13 protein-coding genes are annotated in these 14,002 nt (G+C 63.9%); 4 read left to right on the top strand and 9 right to left on the bottom strand.

From position 1 onward, the window contains the following. Nucleotides 1-65: 65 nt before the first annotated feature. Both folE and AWX27_RS09570 read right to left on the bottom strand, forming a co-directional pair. The gene (gene folE / locus AWX27_RS09575; RefSeq protein ID WP_004938969.1) at nt 66-731 is read right to left on the bottom strand and encodes a GTP cyclohydrolase I FolE; all 666 of its coding nucleotides are present in this window, start codon (nt 729-731) and stop codon (nt 66-68) included. Nucleotides 732-975: 244 nt separating this feature from the next. Further along, nucleotides 976-2,133, bottom strand: coding sequence for a YbfB/YjiJ family MFS transporter (locus AWX27_RS09570; protein WP_060421392.1), 1,158 nt, complete (start codon nt 2,131-2,133; stop codon nt 976-978). A 105-nt stretch (nt 2,134-2,238) separates the two neighbouring features. Between AWX27_RS09570 and AWX27_RS09565 the strand changes: the two genes are divergently transcribed. Genes AWX27_RS09565 through fghA form a run of 3 tightly spaced genes read left to right on the top strand, consistent with a single transcriptional unit; the run spans nt 2,239 to nt 5,171 of the window. Further along, entirely contained in the window at nt 2,239-3,159 is a 921-nt protein-coding gene (locus AWX27_RS09565; protein ID WP_016928453.1) for a putrescine utilization regulator PtrR, read from the top strand. 30 nt (nt 3,160-3,189) lie between these two features. Beyond that, entirely contained in the window at nt 3,190-4,314 is a 1,125-nt protein-coding gene (locus tag AWX27_RS09560; protein WP_038880962.1) for an S-(hydroxymethyl)glutathione dehydrogenase/class III alcohol dehydrogenase, read from the top strand. A gap of 14 nt (nt 4,315-4,328) precedes the next feature. After that, nucleotides 4,329-5,171, top strand: a complete 843-nt coding sequence (gene fghA / locus AWX27_RS09555; protein ID WP_015377214.1) for an S-formylglutathione hydrolase — start codon at nt 4,329-4,331, stop codon at nt 5,169-5,171. 36 nt (nt 5,172-5,207) lie between these two features. Here fghA and AWX27_RS09550 read toward each other — a convergent pair whose 3' ends face one another. The 7 genes from AWX27_RS09550 to AWX27_RS09520 form a co-directional block, all read right to left on the bottom strand. Beyond that, complete coding sequence (locus tag AWX27_RS09550; protein ID WP_204275811.1) at nt 5,208-5,324, bottom strand: CcdB family protein; 117 nt, start codon at nt 5,322-5,324, stop codon at nt 5,208-5,210. Nucleotides 5,325-5,409: 85 nt separating this feature from the next. Further along, a complete protein-coding gene (gsiD, locus tag AWX27_RS09545; protein WP_049233469.1) occupies nt 5,410-6,318 on the bottom strand; it encodes a glutathione ABC transporter permease GsiD in 909 nt (302 codons plus the stop codon). A 9-nt stretch (nt 6,319-6,327) separates the two neighbouring features. Then, nucleotides 6,328-7,248, bottom strand: a complete 921-nt coding sequence (gene gsiC, locus AWX27_RS09540; RefSeq protein ID WP_038880960.1) for a glutathione ABC transporter permease GsiC — start codon at nt 7,246-7,248, stop codon at nt 6,328-6,330. Nucleotides 7,249-7,300: 52 nt separating this feature from the next. Continuing rightward, complete coding sequence (gene gsiB / locus AWX27_RS09535) at nt 7,301-8,836, bottom strand: glutathione ABC transporter substrate-binding protein GsiB (protein ID WP_060421388.1); 1,536 nt, start codon at nt 8,834-8,836, stop codon at nt 7,301-7,303. 23 nt (nt 8,837-8,859) lie between these two features. Then, the gene (locus AWX27_RS09530; RefSeq protein WP_060421384.1) at nt 8,860-10,734 is read right to left on the bottom strand and encodes a dipeptide ABC transporter ATP-binding protein; all 1,875 of its coding nucleotides are present in this window, start codon (nt 10,732-10,734) and stop codon (nt 8,860-8,862) included. A 19-nt stretch (nt 10,735-10,753) separates the two neighbouring features. Continuing rightward, nucleotides 10,754-11,710 carry an isoaspartyl peptidase/L-asparaginase family protein gene (locus AWX27_RS09525; RefSeq protein WP_060421381.1) on the bottom strand — a complete coding sequence of 319 codons (957 nt, stop codon included), beginning with the start codon at nt 11,708-11,710 and terminating at the stop codon, nt 10,754-10,756. A gap of 358 nt (nt 11,711-12,068) precedes the next feature. Further along, nucleotides 12,069-12,605, bottom strand: a complete 537-nt coding sequence (locus AWX27_RS09520; protein ID WP_060421380.1) for a DUF924 family protein — start codon at nt 12,603-12,605, stop codon at nt 12,069-12,071. 157 nt (nt 12,606-12,762) lie between these two features. On the opposite strand from AWX27_RS09520, the gene moeA reads away from it, so the two are divergent. Continuing rightward, nucleotides 12,763-14,001, top strand: coding sequence for a molybdopterin molybdotransferase MoeA (gene moeA, locus AWX27_RS09515; protein WP_047728154.1), 1,239 nt, complete (start codon nt 12,763-12,765; stop codon nt 13,999-14,001). The last annotated feature ends 1 nt before the right edge of the window (nt 14,002 follow it).

The raw sequence follows: 14,002 nt of genomic DNA, 5'->3' as shown, positions 1-14,002 counted from the left end.
TTCCGCTCATGAAAAAGGCGCCCGCAGGCGCCTGTTGTTGTCGTGCGGGTCGCCCCGCAACGCCATCACCCCTGGTGATGACGCACCGCGCGCAGGAACTCCTGACGGGTATTCTGGCTGGACTTGAACAGCCCCCCCAACGAGGTGGTGGTGGTGGCGCTGGTCGCGTCGCGGATGCCGCGCGCCTTGACACAATAATGGACCGCATCGATCGATACCGCCACGTTATTGGTGCCGAGCAGCGTCTGCAGCGCCACGAGGATCTGCTGGGTCAGGCGCTCTTGCACCTGCGGACGCTGGGAGAAGAACTGCACGATGCGGTTAATCTTCGACAGGCCGATCACCGAGTCTTTCGGGATATAGGCCACGGTGGCCTTGCCGTCGATGGTCACGAAGTGGTGCTCACAGGTGCTGGTCAGCGTAATATCGCGCACCGTCACCATCTCATCCACCTTCATCTTGTTCTCGATGACGGTGATTTTCGGGAAGTTGGCGTAGTCCAGCCCGGAGAAGATCTCGTCGACATACATTTTGGCGATGCGATGCGGCGTCTCCGCCAGGCTATCGTCGGACAGATCGAGATTCAGCAGCTGCATGATTTCGGTCATGTGCTCTTTGATGCGGCGCTTGCGCGTTTCGCGATCCAGCACTTCCCCGCGCAGCGGCGTTTCCAGACCACGCTCTTCCAGCGCCGCATGCACCAGCGCGGCTTCTTTACTTAATGATGTCATGTACTTGTTCTCCTGCGGACGGAACCCGCCGGCGGCCTGGTAGGGCGTGCGGCCGGCGAATTGCTTGCTCTCGTGACGGCAGAGTTTTCGTGATGGATAACGTGAACCCGGTCAAGATTTTGCCCCCACTGTAGATGAGAGCGCGGCGATTATCCAGTGATAGTGCTTCATCCGCAGGTGAAATATTCGCATTTAGCACAATCAGGCCGGCTGCGGGATCCCACGCTTTTTGTATGGATTTTAATCAGCGCATCGCCGTTTTTTGCGCCAGCCGCCGCGCCGGGGTATTCACCACCAGCGCACCGGCCACCAACAGCGCCGCCACCGCCACGTACAACGCCGGCTCCAGCCGATGGGTCATGGCGGTCGACAGCGCCGACAGCATCGGCCCAACCAGCTGGCCGATCGCATAACCGGTGGTCAGCAACCCGGCCATGTAACGCGCATGGCGCGGCGCCAGTTCACGGCCGTGCTGAAGGGCGAGCTGCACCACACAGAGAAAACCGCCGCCGGTCAGCAACGCCCCGAGTGCCAGGCCGGCCACGCCCGGCACCACTTCGGCGCTAAGTACGCCCAGCGCCTGTATCCACAGCGTGATCGCCAGCCGGCTCTGGGTGGTCAGCCTGTGGCGAGTCAAAATGCCGATAACGATCCCCAGCACCGCCGCGCCGCCGAACACCGGCCAGACGAACTGCGCGAACAGGCTACCGGGAAAACGTGCCGCCGCCATCTGCGACAAGAACGTCGCCGGCAGGATATAGCCGAACCCGGCCAGGCTGTAGCTCCACACCAGGCGTTTGAGCGCCGGCGTCAGCAGCAGCGGCTCCGGGGCCACGTCCGGGCGATGCAGCTCGCCGCTGCGCGGCAGAAAGGCGCTAATTCCTCCGACCAACACCAGCGCCAGCCCGCCATACACCAGCCAGGCCTGCGCTGCCGTCAGCCCCAGCGTGTTGATGCCCACCGCCAGCATGCCGCTGAGGAAGATGCCGGCGCCCGGCCCGGCGAACACCGCCGCGCTCAGCGCCGGCCGGCCGTAGTGCGCCAACCGCTCGTTGGTCCAGGCCGCCACCAGCACCATCGCCCAGCCGCTGGCCCAGCCGATGACGAAGCGCAGCGCACCGTGCGTCCATTCATCCTGCGCCAGCGCCGACAGCAGCGTCAGCACCACCGCGCCCCACACGCCCAACCACAGGCGCCGCTCGACGTGGCGCGTGGCGCGCATCGCGTCGTAGGCGCCGCACAGGTAGCCCAAATAGTTGATCGCCGCCACCAGCCCGGCGCCGGTGAGGCTGAACTGGTGCTCCGCGAGCATCAGCGGCACCTGGGGAGTGAAAGCGAAGCGGCCAATGCCCATCGCGACGATCAGCGCGGCAAAACCGCTCAAGGCAATACGTAAAGCCATACCGGTATCCAAAAGGTTAAAAGAAAGTTGCCAGTATCATGCCGCAGTATTAAACTCACAAAAACTGAATAATAGTTATCAAGTTCATCACGAAACGAGAATATTATGGATCTGACCCAGCTTCGCATGTTCTGCTGCGTGGCGGAAACCGGCTCGGTCGCCCGCGCCGCCGAGCAGCTGCACCGCGTGCCGTCGAATTTGACCACCCGGCTGCGCCAGCTTGAGCAGGAGCTGGGCGCCGATCTGTTTATCCGCGAAAAACAGCGCCTGCGCCTGTCGCCGATGGGCCATAACTTTCTGTGCTACGCCAACCGCATCCTGGCACTGAGCGATGAGGCGATGAGCATCACCCACGCCGGCGAACCGGCGGGCAACTTCGCCCTCGGCTCGATGGAGAGCACCGCCGCCACCCGCCTGCCCTCGCTGCTGGCGGCTTACCACCAGCGCTTCTCGCAGGTTTCGCTGTCGCTGACCACCGGCACCTCCGGCGAAATCGCCGATCGGGTGCGCGCCGGCACGCTGGCCGCGGCGCTGGTCGACGGCCCGGTACCCTATGACGAGCTGAACGGCTGCATCGCCTATCCTGAACATATGGTGGTGATTTCCTGTCTCGATCACGCGCCGATCCACAGCGCCAAAGACGCCAATGGCGAAACGCTGTTCGCCTTTCGCGCCAGCTGCTCCTACCGCCTGCGGCTGGAGGCCTGGTTCAAGCGCGAAGGCGCGCGGCCGGGGCAAATTATGGAGATCCAGTCCTATCACGCCATGCTGGCCTGCGTCGCCAGCGGCGCCGGGCTGGCGATGATCCCGCATTCGGTGCTGAGCCTGCTGCCGGGCCATGAGCGGGTTCGGGTTCATACCCTGCCGCCGGACGTGGCCGACACCGCCACCTGGTTGCTGTGGCGCCGCGACGCGTTCGGGCCGAACGTGCGCGCGCTGAAAGAGTTGATTATTGAACAGACGGAAACCGCCGCTGTTGATGAAAGCACCCCCAACGATTTATCAGACGTTGTCGATATCGCCTGATTTAAAAAGAAAACCACTGAGGAGACTATGATGGAGATGATCAAAACCCGCGCCGCCGTTGCCTGGGGCCCGAACCAGCCGCTGAAGATCGAAGAAGTCGAGCTGATGCCACCGCAAAAAGGCGAAGTGCTGGTGCGGATCGTCGCCACCGGCGTTTGTCACACCGATGCCTACACCCTGTCCGGCAAAGATCCGGAAGGCGTGTTCCCGGCGATCCTCGGCCACGAGGGCGGCGGCGTGGTGGAAGCGGTCGGTGAAGGCGTCACCAGCGTGGCGGTCGGCGATCACGTGATCCCGCTCTACACCCCGGAGTGCGGCGAGTGCAAATTCTGTAAATCCGGCAAGACCAACCTGTGCCAGGCGATCCGCGCCACCCAGGGCAAAGGGCTGATGCCGGACGGCACCACGCGCTTCTTCAAGGACGGCAAGCCGATCTTCCACTACATGGGCACGTCCACCTTCTCCGAGTACACCGTGGTGCCGGAAATCTCACTGGCGAAAATCAACAAGGAAGCGCCGCTGGAAGAAGTGTGCCTGCTGGGCTGCGGCGTGACCACCGGCATGGGCGCGGTGATGAACACCGCCAAAGTGCAACCGGGCGACACCGTGGCGATCTTCGGCCTGGGCGGCATCGGCCTGTCGGCGATCATCGGCGCGCAGATGGCCGGCGCGGGCCGCATCATCGGCATCGACATCAACACCAGCAAGTTCGATCTGGCCCGCAAGCTGGGCGCCACCGATCTGATCAACCCGAAAGACTATGACAAGCCGATTCAGGAAGTGATCGTCGAGCTGACCGACGGCGGCGTCGATTTCTCCTTCGAGTGCATCGGCAACGTCAACGTGATGCGTTCCGCGCTGGAGTGCTGCCACAAGGGCTGGGGCGAATCGGTGATCATCGGCGTCGCAGGCGCCGGCGAAGAGATTTCGACCCGTCCGTTCCAGCTGGTCACCGGCCGCGTCTGGCGTGGTTCGGCGTTCGGCGGCGTTAAGGGCCGTTCGCAGCTGCCGGGCATCGTCGAGCGCTATCTGGACGGCGAATTCGCGCTGAACGACTTTATCACCCACACCATGGGGCTGGAGCAGATCAACGAAGCGTTCGATTTGATGCACGAAGGCAAATCGATCCGTTCCGTCATCCACTTCGACCAATAAGCCAGGAGGCAGAGATGACGCTGTCATTGGAACTTCTCGAAGAGCACCGCATGTTCGGCGGCTGGCAACAGCGCTATCGCCACGCGGCGCAGAGCCTGAATTGCAACATGACATTCAGCATCTACCTGCCGCCGCCGCGCGATGACAACCCGCCGCCGGTGCTGTACTGGCTGTCGGGGCTGACCTGCAACGACGAGAACTTCACGTTGAAAGCCGGCGCGCAGCGCATCGCCGCCGAGCTGGGTCTGGTGCTGGTGATGCCGGACACCAGCCCACGCGGCGACGAAGTGCCGAACGACGAAGGCTACGATCTGGGCCAGGGCGCCGGGTTCTACCTGAATGCCACCCAGGCGCCGTGGGATCGCCATTTCCGCATGTACGACTACATCAGCGCCGAACTGCCGGCGCTGATCGAACAGCACTTCAGCGTCAGCGATCGTCAGTCGATCTTCGGCCACTCGATGGGCGGCCACGGCGCGCTGATGATGGCGTTTCGCAATCCGCAGCGCTTCCGCTCGGTATCGGCGTTCGCGCCGATCGTGAACCCGTGCCAGGTGCCGTGGGGCCGCAAGGCGTTCACCGCCTATCTGGGCAGCGACGAAAGCCAGTGGCTGCAGTACGACAGTTGCCATCTGCTGGCCAGCGGCGCGGAAAAAATGCCGGTCCTTATCGACCAGGGCGACGACGACCAGTTCCTGGCCGACCAGCTGCAGCCGGCGCGCTTGGCGGAGCTGGCGCGCCAGCGCGACTGGCCGCTGACGCTGCGCATTCAGCCGGGGTACGATCACAGCTACTTCACCATCGCCACCTTCGTGGAGGATCACCTGCGCTTCCACGCCGAGCACCTGTTCCGCTGATAAAAAAATCCGGGCGGTTAAACCGCCCGGATTTCTTCAAAAGCCATCAATCAGAAAATCGATGGCAGCTTTAATTTGATTCCTATGCTCATTGGCATTACCAACGGCCTTCCCGATCTGTGAAATACGTACGGCAGCCATCTCATGTGTCATACCCATTCCTCATCCCTGTAATATACACCGGTCAAATCTTCATCAAAAAACTCTAAAACAGGGGTATGCCAATTCAGCGATACCCTCACCCCTTCAGTTTCGGATCGAGCGCATCGCGCAATCCGTCCCCCAACAGGTTGAAGGCCAGCACGGTGATGAATATCGCCAGGCTGGGGAAGATCGCCACGTGCGGCGCGATCACCATATCGGCGCGCGCCTCGTTGAGCATCGCCCCCCACTCCGGCGTCGGCGGCTGGGCGCCCAGGCCCAGAAACGACAGGCTGGCGGCGGTGATGATCGAGGTGCCGATGCGCAGGGTGAAATAGACCACGATCGAAGACAGGGTGCCCGGCAGAATGTGCCGCAGGATGATGGTCCAGTCCGAGGCGCCGATGCTGCGCGCCGATTCGATATAGGTCAGGTGCTTCAGCACCAGCGTATTGCCGCGCACCAGGCGGGCGAAGGCCGGAATGCTGAAGATCGCCACCGCAACGATCACGTTGGCCATGCCGCTGCCCATGATCGCCACCACGCCGATCGCCAGTAGAATGCCGGGAAACGCAAACAGCACGTCGCAGACGCGCATGGTGAGGCGATCCCACCAGCCTTCATAGTAGCCGGCCAGCAGCCCCAGCAAGGTGCCGATCGCCCCGCCCGCCAGCACCGAGAACACCCCGGCCGCCAGCGAAATGCGCGTGCCCATCAGGATGCGGCTGAAGATATCGCGCCCGAGGGAATCCACGCCCAGCCAGTGCATCAGCGAAGGCCCTTCGTTCAGCCGGTCGTAATCGAAATAGTTTTCCGCATCGAACGGTGCCAGATAAGGCGCCAGCAGCGCCGCCGCAATCAGCAGCAGCACCAGCAGGCCGGCGACCAGCGCCGCCCGCTGGCGACGAAAACGCCGCCAAAACTCGCTCCACGGCGTGCGTACCGCGTTGGGGTCGATAAGCGGCATCGCCTTCAGTGCGGCGTTGCGCCGCCAATGCTTAATCATGCCGCGTCCTCATTGATAACGAATCGCCGGGTTGATCGCCGCGTACAGCATATCCACCAGCAGGTTGATCAGGATGAACTCCAGCGAGAACAGCAGCACCTCAGCCTGGATCACCGGGTAATCGCGCATCTCCACCGAGTCCACCAGCAACCGCCCCAACCCCGGCCAGTTGAACACCTTCTCCACCACGATCGAACCGCCGAGCAGGAAGCCGAACTGCAGCCCCATCATGGTCACCACCGGGATCATCGCGTTGCGCAGGCCGTGTTTCATCACCACCACGCTTTCCCGCACGCCCTTGGCGCGCGCGGTGCGCATGTAGTCCTCCTGCAGCACCTCGACGAACGAAGCGCGGGTGAAGCGCGCCATCACCGCCGCCACCGCCGCCCCCAGGGTGATCGAAGGCAGAATGTAGTGCCGCCAGCTGTCGGCGCCCACCGTCGGCAGCCACCCCAGCTCGACCGAGAATACCTGCATCAGCAGCATGCCGAGCGCAAAGGCCGGGAACGAGATCCCCGACACCGCCAGCGTCATGCCGAGGCGATCCGGCCAGCGGTTGCGCCACACCGCCGACACCACGCCGATCGCCAGGCCGAACGCCACCGCCCACAGCATGCTGGTGACGGTCAGCCAGAAGGTCGGCATAAAGCGCGAGGCGATCTCTTCGCTCACCGGGCGTTTGGACACCATCGAGATGCCGAAGTCGCCCCGCAGCGCGTTGACGAAGAAGTGCGCGAACTGCTGCGGCAGCGGCTTATCCAGCCCCAAATCCTTGCGCACCAGCTGCACCACCGCCTCGTCGGCCTCCGGCCCCGCCGCCAGCCGCGCCGGATCGCCCGGCAACAGGTGGACGAACAGGAACACCAGCACCGCCACGATCAGCAGCGTCGGGATCAGGCCCAGCAGTCGTTTCAGAAAATAATTGAGCATCTCATTCCTTCCCCCGCCCGCCGCCGCTTGGCCGCAGGCGGGGATGGGCGCCTTATTTCAGATCGGCGTTATCAAAGTTGAACGAGGTATCCGGCATCACGTAGAAGCCGCTCAGCTGTTTGCTGTTGGCCGACAACAGACGTTCGGTCGCCAGGAAGATCCAGGGCGCGTCGGCCCAGATGCGATCCTGCGCGTCCTGATACAGTTTCTGCTTCTCGGCGCGATCGGTGGTCGCCAACGCGTCGGTCAGATCCTTGTCCACCTGCGGGTTGCTGTAGAACGCGGTGTTGAACTGCTTCGGCGGCGCCGCCTGGGTAGAGAACAGCGGCGACAGCGCCCAGTCCGCTTCCCCGGTCGAGGCCGACCAGCCGGTGTAGAACAGCCGCACCCCGGTGTCCTTCACCCCGACGCTCTCCACCTGCGCCGCACGCTGCCCGGCATCCATCGCCGTCACCGTCACTTTCACCCCCACCTGCGCCAGCTGCTGTTGGGTGAACTGCAGCACCTTCTGCGCGGTGCTGTGGTTGTGGGAAGACCACAGCGTGGTGGTGAAGCCGTTCGGGTAGCCGGCCTCTTTCAGCAGCTCGCGCGCCTTGGCCGGATCGTACGGCCACGGCTTATAGCGGGCGGCGAAGTCGATCGCCGGCGGCACCGGGCCTTCCGCCGGCACCGCGTAACCGGCGAACGCCACCTTGATCAGCGCGTCCTTGTTGATGGCGTAGTTCAGCGCCTGGCGCACCTTCGGGTTGTCGAACGGCTTTTGGGTGACGTTCATGCTGATGTAACGCTGCAGGATAGACGGGGCTGCCACCACGTCCAACTTGGCGTTGCCCTCCAGCACCTTGGCCTGCTCGTAAGGGATCGGGAAGGCGAAGGTCGCCTCGCCGGTCTGCAGCATCGCCGCGCGGGTGTTGTTATCCACCACCGGGCGCCAGGTGATGCTGTCGAGCTTCGGCAGCCCCGGCTGCCAGTAGCCGTCGAACTTCTTCACCTTGACGAAATCGGTCTGGTTCCAGGTCACGAACTGATACGGCCCGGTACCGACCGGGTGGAAACCGATCTCTTTGCCGTATTGCTTCAGCGCCGCCGGCGAGATGATCGCCGCCGCCGGGTGCGCCAGGTTGTTGACGAACGCCGAGAACGGCGCCTTCAGCACGATCTTCACCGTATTGGCGTCCACCGCCTCGGTTTTGTCGATCATCTTGAACAGGTTGTAGCGCTTGAGGTGGCTGTCCGGGTTGCTGGCGCGATCGAGGTTTACCTTCACCGCCTCGGCGTTGAACGCGGTGCCGTCGTGGAATTTAACCCCCTGGCGCAGTTTGACCGTGTAGGTCAGGCCGTCTTTGCTGACCTCATAGCTGTCCGCCAGCACGTTCACCAGCTTCATGTCCTTGTCGAAGCCGAACAGCCCCTGATAGAAAGACTTGGCCACCGCCTGCGACAGCGTGTCGTTGGCGTCGTAAGGATCGAGGGTGGTGAAATTGGAGGCCACGGCGATCACCGCGTCCTTCGCCGCCCAGACCGGGCCGGTTCCCGCCGCCAGCAGTACGGCGGCCAACAGCGCATTGCGTTTGAATGTGTGCTTCATGTCGCTTGTCTCTCCTGAGGTCTTTAAAAAGCACCGGCGATCGGGTGGCGGGCGACAAAGTGCCCGGCGCCAACCTGCACCAGCGGTGCGGTAACGGGTTCATCGCCCAGCGCGCGCACCGGGCTCGGGATCTCATCTGCCGGCAGCGGCTGCCGTTTGTGGGCATGAGCGGGATCGGCCACCGGCACCGCCGCCATCAGCTTGCGGGTGTAGGGGTGCTGCGGATTGTCGAACACCGCCTGCCGTGGGCCGATCTCGACGATCTGCCCGAGGTACATCACCGCCACCCGGTGGCTGATGCGCTCCACCACCGCCATGTCGTGTGAAATAAACAGAAAAGCGATGCCGAATTCGCGCTGCAGATCGAGCAACAGATTGACGATCTGCGCCTGAATCGACACGTCCAGCGCCGAGACCGCCTCATCGGCGATCACCACTTTCGGGTTCAGCGCCAGCGCACGCGCGATGCAGATACGCTGGCGCTGGCCGCCGGAGAATTCGTGCGGGTAGCGGCGCGCATGCTCCGGCAGCAGGCCGACGCGTTCCAGCAGCCAGGCCACCCGTTGCTCCGCCTCCCGGCCGCGCATCACGTTGTGCACCAGCAGCGGCTCCATGATGGAAAAACCGACCGTCAGGCGCGGATCGAGCGAGGCGTAGGGATCTTGAAAGATGAACTGAATATCGCGCCGCAGGTGCTGCAGCGCCGCCCCCTTCAATTGGTCTATCCGCCGCTCGGCGAAGGTGATAGTGCCGCTCTGGCTGTCCACCAGCTTCAGCAGAGAGCGCCCGGTGGTGGACTTGCCGCAGCCGGACTCGCCCACCAGCCCCAGCGTCTCGCCGGGGTAAAGATCGAAACTGACGTTTTCCACCGCGTGCACCCGGCGAGTGACCCGATTGAACAGTCCGCCGCGCAGATCAAAGCGCGTAACCAGATGCTCCACTCGCAGAATCGGCGCGGCGCCGGGCGGTACGGTATCCTGCGGCGCCGTATCCTCCTCGCCGCCCGGCAGCGGAAACTTCGCCGGCAGCGGCCGATCGGCCATCGCCCCCAGCTTCGGCACCGCCGCCAACAGCGCCCGGGTATAGGCCTGCTGCGGCGCGGCAAACAGCTCGCGCACCCGATTCTGTTCCACCTGTTCGCCACGGCGCATCACCAGCACCCGATCGGCGATCTCCGCCACCACGCCCATGTCGTGAGTGATGAAGATCACCCCCATCTGCATCTCCTGTTGCAGCACGCGGATCAGCTGCAGGATCTGCGCCTGAATGGTGACGTCGAGGGCGGTGGTGGGCTCATCGGCGATCAGCAACGCCGGCTTGCAGGAGAGCGCCATGGCGATCATCACCCGCTGGCGCATGCCGCCGGAAAGCTGGTGCGGGTAGCGCCCCAGCACCTCTTTGGCCTCCGGAATACGCACCAGATCGAGCATGCGCAGCGCCTCCTGGCGCGCGCTGCGGCGATCCATGCCCTGATGCAGGCGCAGCGATTCGGCGATCTGCTCGCCGACCGGAAACACCGGGTTCAGCGAGGTCATCGGCTCCTGAAAGATCATCGCCATGTCGGCACCGCGCACCGTGCGCAGCGTGCTCTGCGGGGCGCGCGCCAGATCGAGCAGCGCGCCGTCGCGCCGGCGCAGCGTCATGGCGCCGCTGACGATGCGCCCGCCGCCCTGCTCCACCAACCGCATCAGCCCCAGCGAAGTCACCGATTTACCGGAGCCGGACTCACCGACGATCGCCAGCGTCTCGCCGCGATCGAGATCGAACGACAGGTTACGCACCGCTGCCACGGCGCCATCCGGTTGAGGAAAGCTGATGCTCAGATCGCGCACCGTCAGCACCCGCTGCGGCGGCAGTGACAACCCGCTGCCGGCGGGCCGGAATGAAACGTCGGTCATGCACCCTCCCGGTGAACGCTTAGCGGTAAATCCCGACGGACGGCGCATCGCCGACATAACCAAAACCGCGATACATCCCCTCGCAGTTGAACGGCAGCGCGATATTGCCGTGGCGATCGACGGCGATCATGCCGCCGCTGCCACCGAGCGCCGGCAGCTTCTCCATCACCACCCGATCGCTGGCGGCCTGCAGGCTGAGGCAGCCATACTCGATCAGGGCGGAGACGTCATAGGCCGCCACACCGCGCATGAAGATTTCGCCGGTGCCGGTGCTGGAGACCGCCACCGTGGCGTTGTTGGCATAGCAGCCGGCGCCGATGATCGGCGTGTCGCCTACCCGCCCGGCCTGCTTGTTGGTCATGCCGCCGGTGGAGGTGGCGGCGGCGAGGTTGCCCAGCGCATCCAGCGCCACCGCGCCGACGGTGCCGAATTTGCGATCGGGATCGAGCGGATCGCCGGCCTGCGCCGCACCGTCGTGATCGAGCAATACCCGGCCCTGCTCCGCCTGGGCGCGGTGCAGCTGATCGAAACGTTCCTGGGTAAAGAAGAAGTCAGGGGTAACCATTTCCAGGCCGTGGGCGGCGGCAAACTTCTCGGCGCCTTCGGCGGCAAACAGCACGTGTTCGCTGTTTTCCAGCACCGCGCGCGCCGCCAGCACCGGGTTGCGGATGCAGCTGACGCCGGCGACAGCGCCGGCATCGCAGGTGCGGCCGTCCATCACGCAGGCGTCCAGTTCGTGAGTGCCCTGATGGGTAAACACCGAGCCTTTGCCGGCGTTGAACAGCGGGCACTCTTCGAGCAGCCGCACCGCTTCGGTCACCGCGTCCAGCGCGCTGCCGCCCTGCGCCAGTATCGCCTGCCCGGCGGCCACGATCTCGGACAGCGCCTGGATATACAGCCGTTCTTTTTCCGCACTCAGCGCCGCCCGGGTAATTGCGCCCGCGCCGCCATGAATGGCAATCACTGGTTTGCTCATTTGCCTGACACCCTGTGTTAATCCCGCCGTTGCGCAGCGAATAAGCTGAGCGCGGTATCATTATTATTCAGTCTTTTTCGACTCTATTTAGTCCTGCAGTGGAAGTACAGCATAACGTCCACGCCCCGCTTTTAGCGTAGCGCGCTTAGACCGTTTCGCACCTTGAAATAGCTTATTGGAATAAAAACAGCAGGTTATAAAAAACGGCAAACCGCCGATCCTGCGGCTGAGATTATTGGTAATTTCACGTGCGGAAATAGCGGCATGGCGTAAGGAAATAAACGTTCGCGCTGAATAACGCTTATTGCGGCGCCCGGCCTGCTGTTTTTTCCCCGGCCGGGCGCAGATGATCCAACGATTAAAAACCCGATCCAGGCTGTTGTAAAAAGGCCTCTTCTTCCGGCGTGCTGGTGCGCCCCAATATCGCATTGCGATGCGGGTAGCGGCCGAAACGATCGATGATCGCCTTATGCCGCAGCTCGAACTCCAGCTGGTCGCCGTTGTTGAGCTCGGTATACAGCACCAGCGCCTGCTGGTGGATCAGCGGCGATTCCGAATGCATGAACGGCAGATAGAGGAAGCCACGCTGCTCGCGGCTCAGCCGTTCGCACTCGCCGCTGCGGATCGCCTCCTGCGCCAGGATCAGCGCCATGCCGTCGCAGGCGAACGACTGTGGCGTGCCGCGGAACAGGTTGCGGCTGAACTGATCGAGCACGATCACCTCCGCCAGGCGCCCTTCGATGGTGTCGCGCCAGTGCGCCAGCTCCCCCGCCGCCGCTGCCCGCCAGATTTCGCCGAAACGGCTGTGCAGCAGACGATCGAAATCGTCGTCCTTTTTAAACCACATGATCGGTTCGATCTCGTCGAACCAGAACTCGATAACCTGTTTATGCATCATGATTCTCCTCTGTTTTGCGCAGTTTATACCCGTTCGCCCCGGCGCCGCAGTACGAAAGATGGCAAGCATAACCCGTTCTCCCCCCCGGCGTTCTCTGCCATAATACCCGCACTTTGTCGCTATTTTAGCGCACCCTGATTACGGAGTTCCCTTTATGGATCATTGCCATACTTCCGATCTCATCTCCCTGGAGCAAGCGCTGGAAAAAATGCTCGGGCAGATCGCCCCGCTGCAGCAGACCGAATCCGTTGCCCTGACCGCCGCCGCCGGCCGCATCACCGCCGCGCCGGTGGTCTCGCCGCTCGACGTGCCGCCGTTCGCCAACTCGGCGATGGACGGCTATGCGCTGCGCCTCGCCGACCTGGCGGCCAATGCGCCGCTGCCGGTCGCCGGGAAGGCCTTCGCCGGTGCGCCGTTCGACGGCCAATGGCCGGCCAACAGCTGCGTGCGCATCATGACCGGCGCCCCGATCCCGGCCGGGGCGGACGCGGTGGTCATGCAGGAACAGGCCGAGGTGAGCGACCAGGGCGTGCGTTTTACCGCGCCGGTTGAAGCCGGCCAGAATATCCGTCTGGCGGGTGAAGACATTCGCCGGGGCGCGAGCGTGTTGCCGGCGGGCGTGAAGCTGGGCGCCGCGCAGCTGCCGCTGTTGGCTTCGCTTGGCGTCGCCGAAGTGCAGGTAATGCGTAAGCTGAAGGTGGCAGTGTTCTCTACCGGCGACGAACTGCAGCCGGTCGGCCAGCCGCTGCAGGCGGGCCAAATCTACGACACCAACCGTTTCGCGGTGCGCCTGATGCTGGAACAGCTGGGCTGCGAGGTGCTCGATCTCGGCATTATCCGCGACGATCGCGATGCGCTGCGCGCCGCTTTCGAACGGGCGGACAGCCAGGCCGACGTGGTCATCAGCAGCGGCGGCGTCTCGGTCGGCGAGGCCGACTACACCAAACAGATGCTCGACGAGCTGGGCCAGGTTAGCTTCTGGAAGCTGGCGATCAAACCCGGCAAACCCTTCGCCTTCGGCAAGCTGGGCCACGCCTGGTTCTGCGGCCTGCCGGGCAACCCGGTTTCCGCCGCCCTGACCTTCTACCAGCTGGTGCAACCGCTGCTGGCGAAGCTGGCCGGCCACAGCGACTGGCGCCTGCCGCCGCGCCTGCGGGCGCGCGCATTGACGCCGCTGAAGAAATCGCCGGGCCGCCTCGATTTCCAGCGCGGCGTGTTCAGCAGCAACGCTGCGGGCGAACTGGAGGTCAGCACCACTGGCCACCAGGGCTCGCACGTCTTCAGCTCCTACAGCCAGGGCAACTGTTTCATCGTGCTGGAGCGCGAACGCGGTTCGGTGGCGGTAGGCGAAACGGTGGAGATCGAGCCGTTCAACGCCCTGCTGAGGAGCTGAG

This window comes from Serratia sp. 2880STDY5682894, assembly GCF_001537385.1.
GTDB classification, from domain to species: domain Bacteria; phylum Pseudomonadota; class Gammaproteobacteria; order Enterobacterales; family Enterobacteriaceae; genus Serratia; species Serratia nevei.
This window is presented reverse-complemented; position numbering and strand designations above follow the sequence as displayed.

Coding starts and splice junctions, on each gene's coding strand:
- folE (WP_004938969.1), bottom strand. CDS start 731: ATGACATCATTAAGTAAAGAAGCCGCGCTGGTGCATGCGGCGCTGGAA.
- AWX27_RS09570 (WP_060421392.1), bottom strand. CDS start 2,133: ATGGCTTTACGTATTGCCTTGAGCGGTTTTGCCGCGCTGATCGTCGCG.
- AWX27_RS09565 (WP_016928453.1), top strand. CDS start 2,239: ATGGATCTGACCCAGCTTCGCATGTTCTGCTGCGTGGCGGAAACCGGC.
- AWX27_RS09560 (WP_038880962.1), top strand. CDS start 3,190: ATGGAGATGATCAAAACCCGCGCCGCCGTTGCCTGGGGCCCGAACCAG.
- fghA (WP_015377214.1), top strand. CDS start 4,329: ATGACGCTGTCATTGGAACTTCTCGAAGAGCACCGCATGTTCGGCGGC.
- AWX27_RS09550 (WP_204275811.1), bottom strand. CDS start 5,324: ATGACACATGAGATGGCTGCCGTACGTATTTCACAGATCGGGAAGGCC.
- gsiD (WP_049233469.1), bottom strand. CDS start 6,318: ATGATTAAGCATTGGCGGCGCAACGCCGCACTGAAGGCGATGCCGCTT.
- gsiC (WP_038880960.1), bottom strand. CDS start 7,248: ATGCTCAATTATTTTCTGAAACGACTGCTGGGCCTGATCCCGACGCTG.
- gsiB (WP_060421388.1), bottom strand. CDS start 8,836: ATGAAGCACACATTCAAACGCAATGCGCTGTTGGCCGCCGTACTGCTG.
- AWX27_RS09530 (WP_060421384.1), bottom strand. CDS start 10,734: ATGACCGACGTTTCATTCCGGCCCGCCGGCAGCGGGTTGTCACTGCCG.
- AWX27_RS09525 (WP_060421381.1), bottom strand. CDS start 11,710: ATGAGCAAACCAGTGATTGCCATTCATGGCGGCGCGGGCGCAATTACC.
- AWX27_RS09520 (WP_060421380.1), bottom strand. CDS start 12,605: ATGCATAAACAGGTTATCGAGTTCTGGTTCGACGAGATCGAACCGATC.
- moeA (WP_047728154.1), top strand. CDS start 12,763: ATGGATCATTGCCATACTTCCGATCTCATCTCCCTGGAGCAAGCGCTG.